The 9,611-nt window shown below is 59.7% G+C and carries 9 protein-coding genes and 1 pseudogene; 1 reads left to right on the top strand and 9 read right to left on the bottom strand.

Going from position 1 to position 9,611, the window contains the following annotated elements; translation table 11 throughout:
• Positions 1-161: 161 nt before the first annotated feature.
• Positions 162-455 (top strand): annotated as a pseudogene (locus QT381_RS15380) (transposase); the annotation flags it as partial.
• Positions 456-865: 410 nt separating this feature from the next.
• Here QT381_RS15380 and QT381_RS15385 read toward each other — a convergent pair.
• The 9 genes from QT381_RS15385 to QT381_RS15425 all read right to left on the bottom strand — a co-directional run bounded on the left by QT381_RS15385 (position 866) and on the right by QT381_RS15425 (position 9,463).
• Positions 866-1,579 (bottom strand): tetratricopeptide repeat protein, encoded by a 714-nt coding sequence (locus QT381_RS15385; protein ID WP_289249912.1) that lies wholly within the window; start codon positions 1,577-1,579, stop codon positions 866-868.
• Positions 1,580-2,142: 563 nt separating this feature from the next.
• Entirely contained in the window at positions 2,143-2,982 is an 840-nt protein-coding gene (locus QT381_RS15390) for a tetratricopeptide repeat protein (protein ID WP_289249913.1), read from the bottom strand.
• A gap of 259 nt (positions 2,983-3,241) precedes the next feature.
• Complete coding sequence (locus QT381_RS15395) at positions 3,242-3,484, bottom strand: hypothetical protein (RefSeq protein WP_289249914.1); 243 nt, start codon at positions 3,482-3,484, stop codon at positions 3,242-3,244.
• 210 nt (positions 3,485-3,694) lie between these two features.
• Positions 3,695-3,913: a hypothetical protein gene (locus tag QT381_RS15400; protein ID WP_289249915.1), complete on the bottom strand. Its 219-nt coding sequence runs from the start codon at positions 3,911-3,913 to the stop codon at positions 3,695-3,697.
• Complete coding sequence (locus QT381_RS15405) at positions 3,885-5,468, bottom strand: RHS repeat-associated core domain-containing protein (protein ID WP_289249916.1); 1,584 nt, start codon at positions 5,466-5,468, stop codon at positions 3,885-3,887. The genes QT381_RS15400 and QT381_RS15405 overlap by 29 nt, the downstream gene beginning before the upstream one ends.
• Positions 5,469-5,670: 202 nt before the next feature.
• A complete protein-coding gene (locus QT381_RS15410; protein WP_289249917.1) occupies positions 5,671-6,030 on the bottom strand; it encodes a hypothetical protein in 360 nt (119 codons plus the stop codon).
• Between the two features lie 197 nt (positions 6,031-6,227).
• Complete coding sequence (locus QT381_RS15415) at positions 6,228-8,033, bottom strand: RHS repeat-associated core domain-containing protein (protein ID WP_289249918.1); 1,806 nt, start codon at positions 8,031-8,033, stop codon at positions 6,228-6,230.
• A gap of 495 nt (positions 8,034-8,528) precedes the next feature.
• Positions 8,529-8,900: a dCTP deaminase/dUTPase family protein gene (locus QT381_RS15420; protein ID WP_289249919.1), complete on the bottom strand. Its 372-nt coding sequence runs from the start codon at positions 8,898-8,900 to the stop codon at positions 8,529-8,531.
• A gap of 23 nt (positions 8,901-8,923) precedes the next feature.
• Positions 8,924-9,463, bottom strand: a complete 540-nt coding sequence (locus tag QT381_RS15425; RefSeq protein WP_289249920.1) for an RHS repeat-associated core domain-containing protein — start codon at positions 9,461-9,463, stop codon at positions 8,924-8,926.
• Positions 9,464-9,611: the final 148 nt, after the last annotated feature.

The raw sequence follows: 9,611 nt of genomic DNA on the forward strand, positions 1-9,611 counted from the left end.
CGAAGATCCGCCAATTCATCACCGGCTGGAACGACCGCAAACACGCCTTCGTCTGGGCCAAGACCGCCGACGAAATCCTCACCAAAGCGAACCGTCAACCAACTTCAGAAACGCGACACTAGCGTGACACGATCCCGGCCTGACGCCGGTGCGCGACGGCAGTGGTCCAGCTCGCCGGTGATGGACTCGACCGGGCCAGGCAGCGCATCCAGCAGACCACTCTCGGGCACCGCGCTCATGCCGGCGATCCGCTCTACGGGATCCGCCTTGTCCTGCACACCGGTGAGGCGTTCCTGACCGATCGGCAGCGCGCCCGGATCGACGCGGCATTCGCCGCCGACGAGTCTCACGCGATCGTCGAGGTCACCTGGTGCGTCTATCAGGACATCGTCACCGCCTACCGGAACCCCGACCGGGCCGCGGGCAAGCAAGCGCTCCAAGCCGTGATCGACTCCCGCAATTCCAGAAGGGAACTCAACAATAGCTTGGGTGGGTAATAATAGTGCTTAACTCGCAGCGGCTTGGCGCCCTTCTTGGGTGTCCTTTCACCCGGCTTGAGCCTAAACTCATTGACGTGCACATGATTGTCCGCTTTGCACTCCTTTCGAACTTGAAAACAAGATGCACCTCCCGAGCTCGATTTTTTTATCCTAGCGTCTCGCTGCGCCACCTTGAGAGCCGCAGATCTCGACGCGTATTGCGAACCAAAGTTGATTGCCGTGTCCACACGCGCAGGAGCGGATCGAATCGATATCAGCGCTCTCGCAAGCGCTCGGCTGCTCGCATATCGCCCATCTCAGCGGCGACTTCGAGCCATTTTCGAGCTTCTTGCGCGCGAGAACGAGCTTCGAGGTAGAGCGATAAGTTATACGCCGAGTACCCATCCCCGCGCGACCCCGAGTTCATAAAGACTTTGTACTCTCGCATCGTCCGCTCCCTCATCCGCCAACACATTGCCAAGCAAGATGGGCGCATCGGCTGACTCGGCATCCACGGACTGTTGCCATATTATTATCGCGTCTTCGAGCCGTCCGAGTTGTCGCAACGCGATGCCATAATCAGCCCCAAACTGACGAGAATCTACCCGATTGCCTCTGGCGAGAAGGTCTAACGCGGCTGCCGGTTGCGAGGATTTCAGAAGTTGCTCGCCGCGTATTCCCGCGGCTTTATCGGCCACTGAATCTTTCCCGTGGGAGAAGTCGATGAGCAGCGCGACGTCTTCTTGTGCGTTGCGCCACGCAGCGGCCTCAACAGCGTTGGACCCTGAATCCATGTCTTGCTCCTCGCGATTCGCTTTGACGAACGCTCGGAGTGCGCCATCGACATTGTCTGTCGCCCACAACGCAACACCAATATTGTGGATCACGTCGGCTCTCGTGTCCGATCTGAAAACCTCTTTCCAGATCGCTAATAGATTGCCACCTACTTCCGGCCATCGAATGGAGACAACGCGACGCAGTTCGTGAACTAAACTTTGTTCATACTCCAGCTCCAGGACTTGATTGATTGAAGTATCTCCTAGTGCTATTAGTCCCTCAAGAAGAGTGTCGATCGAAGCCTTCCGGAAGCTATTGTTCATCTGTTATTTGGCTTTCCGTTCTTGCGATCTATTGATTTCTTCTTCCTGGACTTTGGCTTGCAATTTGGCTTTACCCGCCCGCCGTGTGATTGCGCTTTGGTGCGAACGTTATCGGCGATCCGTGCCATGAACGAGTCTCCAACAGAATGGCCCACCTCGAGCCACATGGGTTTGAGATTGTTCGCCCAGTGCGAAACGGATTGGCTCCAAGATAGAAATAATTCCTTCGAATGTGCCCACGAGTTCGATATCATCGGAGTGCACATTCATATCCTCAATCATGAGCTGGTTTGTCTCGGTCGGGTCGTACAGCTCAAACTTTGTCGCGGGTCCCAGATGGATTCGGATGGGGAACTTGCCGAGGCCCCAGCCGGAATGTAATGGAAGATCACAATACCCATGGAGGATGAACTCTTTGCCCACAATTCGAGCGGAAGCGAGTCGGATATCGGCGTCATGCAGAGCAAATGCGAGTACGTCTGCGGGGATGCGCGCTGGTGCCGCGAAATTCACGTGATTGTTCCTCCCGGATTTAGGGGATTCTTATCGTCTTGCCGCGGTTTTCATGGGGTTGAGTCGGCGCCCCTAGTGCCCTCCCTCAACGATTGCCGCGCCCACTCGTCTCCGAGCGAAGCTGCGAGACGCATATAGTGCGATGCGAGTTCAGACTTCTCATCGCTCAAATATGCCGCAACGTTGTACGCCGCATAAGCGTCCCCCGAGTCTGCCAACGGACGGAGCAGATCAATGGCCCGGTCGACTGCGTGATGCCTTGCCAAGTAGTTCGCAAGGACGATAATAGAGTTGGCCTCGCTTCGCCTTGCTCCTCGGCGCAACTCCTTAAGACCCTGCGCAACATGTCCTTCACTCAAAAGCAGCCGTGCGAAGTCAACTCGGGCCGTGTCATACGAATCTCGTCCACGCTTTAGCAGAGGTCGAGCCTGGTCGCTGCGACCTGAGCTCACCAACCAATGGCCAAGCACGCCGGCGGCAAGATCTCCCACGAAATCCTGCTCTGCCAGGACCCCCCTTAACAAGGACTCTGCCTCGAGCGCTTTGCCGGCCTCGTAATTGATCCAAGCCAATTCATAAGCGGCTTTGCGATAACCCGCTTTCGAGAGTTGATCGAGCACCGCGGCCGCGCGCTCGACTTCTCCTGAACTCAGTAAAGACTTGGCCAAGTTGAATCCGGCATCGTCATCGAACTCCCAAGCTTCCTCAAATTCGCGCCTGGCCTCGGCGACACGACCCATCGCTTCATAAGAGTTGCCGAGGTTGATTTTTGCCCACCGAGCGCCCGCGTCGATTGCCTGAGAAAACAGGGCTATCGCGCGCGCGTGATTTCCAGCAGCGGCCTCAGCATTACCGAGGTCCACAAGCTTGGCGATGTGCTTGCTTCTCATTTCTTCTTCTTTGGTTTAGGTTTCGGTTTAGGTTTGTCCTCATCCGAGCGCTTATTGGGATTCCTTGGGATATATCGTCCGCCTCCGTGTCCGGCAGCCTCTTCGTGGATGTTCGTGCGACTGTTGCCATCGGTGGTGGCGCATGCTGGCAGTTGGGTGCGGGTGACGTTGTCGCCGTGCGGGTTCGCGAACTGCAGGTACCCGGCGCTGCCCGCGGTCGTTGCGTCGTATTGCAGGCTCAGAGCGCACGGCTCACGCATCAGAGATCAGCGTTCTTGAGTTTGTGTATCTGATACTCAATCGCTCCAAGCAACTCTTCGAGATTTGGTTCTTGCGTGGTGCGATACGACCAACCCGCCGGGTTTCCGTCGTGATCTACTAGCTTCACAAGTATGAACGCAAAATCCACCGAATTGTTGATTCCATACGAGCTGGCATCAAACTCGGGCAAAACTTCGCTAATTGGGTATCGAGATTCCGGGTCCATATTACCGTTGCTCATTTGCAACCATTTCGTTTAGAATGACTGATCGCTGAACCAGCAATGCTCCGAGCGCCTCGAGCCGCGATATACCACCGGCGATTTCAATCGACCAAGAAGCCGTCCCTCCACCGCGCGTCGCTTTCACAACGCAAAGGACGCCGATAGGGCGTTCCCCCTCCGACAGTGGGTGAATCTGCGGACCATTTCCGGGTTCTCGCGATCGCATGATCACCGCCATTCGTCCACGAGGCTATCGAGCAAATCTCGGGCGATCTCTTCCAGCGCTACCAAAAGCTCGCTCAAGGGCCAACCGTCTGCTGCGGTCTGAGTGAAATTCCAGGTCCCGTCGTCACCGCGGGCCAAGACGAAATAATTTGCAGGCGTGAGCCCGGCTTCATCGATCGGATGAATTCTCAGGTCAGCGCCTGAAGGGACGTCGTTTGTCACCCTTTTCCCCTCCTCGCTGGTGGTTCTGAACTCGGGTTCGGCCCTTTTGTTGGGTCTCGCGGGTTGAGGGTCGTGCACCGCTAGTGTGTTCGGCCGACTCACCGGACAGTCGGCCGGCACCTCCTTGGCGCTGCCTCTTTCGGGCGGCCTTGGCAGCCTGGCGCTCATCATACTGTTTCTTCCCAGCGCTGACCTCATCAGAACTGTCGCTCTCGGCGTCGTTCCTCCAAACTGAATCATGCTTTACCTGCGTGCCTATTGCGGTGCCGGCGCCGTACGCTGCGACTAACAGCGCGGAGGCAACTGCCGCGATCAGCTTTGCTTCCCCGATCGGAATTGCGATCAGGAAGGCCAGGCGACCGTCGAGGTCGAACGAGTTCACCGGGTCATTCGGATAGTTGTAGGCGTTTTCGTTGCCGCCGGGTACCGGGTCGGGGGAGGTGAACCTGCCGGTGATGGGGTTGTAGACGCGGACACCCATGAGGATGAACGGGGTCGTGGTCTGACGTTGCTTGGCGCCGAGCCACCCGTATGTGACGGCGCCTGTTGAGGCGGTGGTGCCGGTTGTTTGTCCGAACTCGTCGTAGATCGCGAACCCCGACACAGTCGATGCGTCCGTGCCCGCGGCCGCGGGCAGTTGCGTGCGGGTGACGGTGTCGCCGTGGGGGTTGCCGAACAGGAGGTATGCGGTGCTCGTCGATCCGACCGTGTCGTACTGCAGGGTCAGAGCGCCGGCGATGTCGCTCGCGTACACGGTCGTCGTGCCCGCGTTGACGACCCAGGAGGGACTGTCGGTGCCGTCGCCGTAATGGGTGACCGTGCCATCCGTGCCCTGCACGCGCCGCATGGACGGATCCAGGGTGAAGGAGGTATCGACCACCGTCCGCGGCAGGTCGTTGTCGAAGTACGCGATCGACCGTGTGCCGCTCGACGCGGCATCCAGACCCGGAATCGCCGTCACCCGCCCCAACACGTCATACCCGTACGAGCCCGTGACCCCACCCTTGGTCACCGACCGCACCCGCGAGGACAGATCGTAGGTCCACGTCGTCGTGGACGCCGCACCCCAGCAGTTCCCATCCGGCTGCGGGGCGTTCGTCGTCAGCGCGGTGCGGTTGCCCTGCTTGTCGAACGAGTACTGACGGATCACACACACGCCACTGCTGCGATCCACGATCTCATCCAACCGCCCCGCCCGGTCATACCGCCACCACCGAGTCGGATAATCCGTCGGCTGCGGGATCGTCGACATGTCGTACTCACCGATGGTGCGATCGGCGGCGTCATACGTTCGAGTCCAGGTGTGCAGGAGCGGGCTCGCGCCGGTCACGTCCCAGTAATACGACATCGCGCTCAGTCGCCCGCGGCTGTCGTAGGTGTTGGTCTGCCCGATGTCGTTCGGCCCGATCTGCTTCACGAGGGCGCCGAAGACGTCATACGCGGCCCTGAACGTGTAGGTCGCGCCACCGGTCATCGCGATCGTCTTCTTCGTCACCAGCGGCCGCGACTCCGTCGCGCCAGTCGCATCCGCACCACCGTAGGTGTAGGTCGTCACACCTTGGACCCTCTCGTCATCGCGATGACCCTTATGGTCGGGAGGGACCCCGTCTCGAGGCTGCCCGACGCGTCGGCTCCTCCGCTCTTGGCCCCGATGATGGTCGTGACTTGGCCGCACCCGAATGATTGCTGCCGTGCTGGGCATGATCTAGAGGCCTTTCCGAATGATGCCAGCTGTACGGGGCATGCCACTTTCGCGTCTAGGTTTTCGAATCCGGATTATTGCGCGCGAATTGCTCCCAATGCGCATCTGCGATGTCTTCCACGCGAACGACATTTATGGCTTTTCCTGATTCTTCGAGCGCCTCTATCACTTTCTGCAGAACATCTGTCGCCCGCCTTCGCTCCGTCCGAGTCAGATGAGTCGACACCGCGTCAATCAGGGTGCTCGCTTTCCTGACACGCATCGTCAAACTTGCCCGCTCGCTATCATCGACGTCGGTTTTTCCATCAAATAGTTCCGACTCAACGACCCTCTCCAACCAATCCGGGGCCCAATCTACGCACCACTTCGCCAGTTCATGGTCGAGGTCCTTCGTTGCGGATTCGCCGAATAGCACGAGCTCAGATTGGTGCGGTGCCGTGTAGGGAGGATTCAACACGGGCCCGTCGAATGTCAACGACCACATCGCGACGTCGTCTCGGTGAAGCTGCTCGAGAACCAGTAGAAAATAGTGTCCCACGTAGGGCCCGCATCTCGCGAACCCAATCAACCCTGAGCGAGATCGATCAACAAGTCCGTCGTCCAATATATAGCTCATCGACCGCGACCGTGACTGATGTGAATGTTCCGATACGAAGCGACTCCTCTATCGTGCCGACCTTTTGGTTCGTAAGTTAGATCGGAACTACGTCCGGAACCCTTGGTGGCTGGAGCACGGTAAGCATGGCTTCCGTCCTTGCTTGTGCGCATTTTGGCTCCGTTTCGCGCGATTGAGCTATACGAGCCGCGACCTGTCCAAATCCCGCCGGCGATCTTACTGTCTAGTTCCGTCATCCTAAAGGTTCGCGTCACAGCCTCCCCAGTCCGGGCAATCCGCGCCGCATACGTGACCACTTTCGCGATACGAACAACCGCGACCGCAACTCTCGCCGCCACGGCGAGTACGCCCACCCCTGCGACAAACATAAGCGCCGTAAGCCCGATATCTAGCGCGAGATCCCATTCGCTGTACTCGCCAGTACCGTCGAATGCGTTGATGGGGTCACCGGGGTAGTTGTAGGTGTTTTCGTTGCCGCCGGGTACCGGGTCGGGGGAGGTGAACCTGCCGGTGATGGGGTTGTAGACGCGGACACCCATGAGGATGAACGGCCCGGTCGTCTGGCGTTGCTTGCTGCCGAGCCACCCGTACTTCACCGCTCCCGTTGACGCGGTCGTGCCGGTGGCCTGCCCGAACTCGTCATAGATCGCGAACCCCGACACAGTCGATGCGTCCGTGCCCGCGGCCGCGGGCAGTTGCGTGCGGGTGACGTTGTCGCCGTGCGGGTTCGCGAGCTGCAGGTACCCGGTGCTGCCCGACCCGGTGGTGTCGTACTGCAGGCTCAGAGCGCCGGCGATGTCGGCCGCGTACACGGTCGTCGTGCCCGACTTCACGACCCAGGAGGGACTGTCGGTGGTGTCGCCGTAGTGGGTGACGCTGCCATCGGTGCCCTGCACGCGTCGCATCGACGGATCCAGGGTGAAGGAGGTGTCGACCACCGTGCGTGGCAGATCGTTGTCGAAGTACCCGATCGACCGTGTGCCGCTCGACGCGGCATCCAGACCCGGAATCGTCGTCACCCGCCCCAACACGTCATACCCGTACGAGCCCGTGACCCCACCCTTGGTCACGGTCCGCACCCGCGAGGACAGATCGTAGGTCCACGTGGTCGTGGACGCCGCTCCCCAGCAGTTCCCATCCGCCTGGGCCGCACTGCTGGTCAGTGCGGTGCGGTTGCCCTGCTTGTCGAACGAGTATTGACGGATGACGCACACGCCGCTGCTGCGATCCACGATCTCGTCCAACCGCCCGGCCTTGTCGTACCGCCACCACCGGGTGGGGTAGTCCGTCGGCTGCGGGATCGCGGTCATGTCGTACTCACCCGTCACCCGGTCCGCAGCGTCATACTCCCGCGTCCACGTGTGCAGCAGCGGGCTCGCGCCGGTCGCGTCCCAGTAGTACGACATCCCGGCCAGCCGCCCGGCGCTGTCGTAGGCGTTGGTCTGCCCGACATCGTTCGGCGCGATCTGCTTGATCAGAGCCCCGAAGGTGTCGTACGCGGCGGTGAACGTGTAGCTGGATCCTCCGACCATCGCGACGACCTTCTTCGTCAGCAGCGACCGCGACTCGGTACCGCCCCGGGCATCGGTCCCGCCGTAGGTGTAGCTCGTGACGCTCTTCGCGTCGGTCACGGTCGCGACCTGGCCGGCTCCGGCCTGGTAGCCGCCCGTGCTCGGCGCGACGTAGGTCGTGGTGGTGGTGTCGCCGAGCGAGTTGGTGTAACCGACTATCCGCCCCCACTTGTGATCACCATTCGCTCCAATGGACACGAAATCTTCTCGGGCGCCACGGATGTGGGACACCGGGTCGATAGCCAAAACACCGTCTGCCGATGCACAATGACGTCCCCCCCTCGAGCAATCTGCTCCTCCAGACCGGAAATAATCGCCGCTACTAGGATGCCAGGTTCGTCGGCTCGAACTTCAAAATCCGCACCGCCGTCACTCTGAACACGCATCCACCGATTACCACCCTCGGGCAAAATAGCCGCCGACTGCGCCGACGGGTTCAGCGGCGCGAGATTCAGCCACAATAGAGGGCCCCTGGCGCACGAGCGAAGTCGCAACCCTATCTGCCCATCGCTCTTTAACATGCTCGGCGATTTGCAAAAGTATCGCTTCGCTATCGAGTTTAGACTCGGCATTGTCATGAGTGCTCACTTTAAACGCGCCCCACCCAGGTGAATATGACCTCGATTGAGGGACCCATCTACCCCGCCCAACGCGCCACCGACCTACCCCCTCGTTTGCGAAGAGCCGCCAAACCGAACCCACCAGAGGTCTGGCAAGCTTAACTTCTCAATCTTCATCAATCGGTTCAATAACATCGTTCAGCAACTGGATAAGTGCGAAATACACCTCCAGCCGCCAACGTGTATCGGTTGCATCCACCGCCGCTATAAGATCCGCACCCAGGCTTCCCTGGGTCTCCAAGTCAGGTAATACAAAACCGGCGGGCAACGGACGATTCTTGAATTCTCGCTCATCGGCAATTTCAAGATCATCAGTCGCTTGAAAGACTTCGGCGAGATGCGGACGAAACTCAGCCTCCACATCAAGAGCATCCTTCTCTACTAGATCCAATATTGTGCGTCTAAGCCTTGGCGTTAGGATCTCCATCGGCTCGTCAACCTCGAGCGAATGTGAGCGCCCCTTCTTGTCTCGCCACACGGTTTGTGCTCCTACCATTTCAACTACTTCTTCTTATTACCATTTCCAGGTCGCCAACGATAATGCACCGTGTGCTCACGGTCGCCTTGTTTATAGTCGACGTGGTAATGATCCTTCTTGGCACAGAGCCCCCGATACTCCCCACACGAGGAGCGCTTGGCGTCGCGCTTCGCGCGCGCCCGAGCCGCCTTCTTGGTTTTCGAGGTGTTCGAGCTAGACGACTTTCGATCAGAATTTCCTCCATTCCGACCGCCGCGGTGCGCTTTGGCTTCAGCTGCGGAACCCCCTGCACTGGCTGCATCCGCGATGAAGATTCCGACAGCCGCAAGGCCGAGGACGCCAGCTATGCCCCACCCTATGGGGTTCCAGTCCATCGAGAGGTCCGCCAACTCAGCCGAACCGATCGCGGCTTCCGCCGCGAGCGCCCATTCGGCCATATTGCCATCAACATCGAAGTCACCAATGGGGTCGTTGGGGTAGTTGTAGGCATTCTCGTTGCCGCCGGGCACGGGGTCGGGTGAGGTGAACCGTCCGGTGATCGGGTTGTACACCCGGGCACCCATGAGGATGAACGGCCCGGTCGTCTGGCCTGAACCGTGCCGATTTAGTGCGTGATTCTCGTCCGGCGGAGGGCGTCGAGGATCTCGGTGGCTGCGGGGCCCGGCGGCGTGGCTGCCGTGAGGTCGTGCCCGAGGGCGTTGATCGTTACGT

This window comes from Galbitalea sp. SE-J8 (genome assembly GCF_030345695.1).
Taxonomy (GTDB): Bacteria; Actinomycetota; Actinomycetes; order Actinomycetales; family Microbacteriaceae; genus JAUASV01.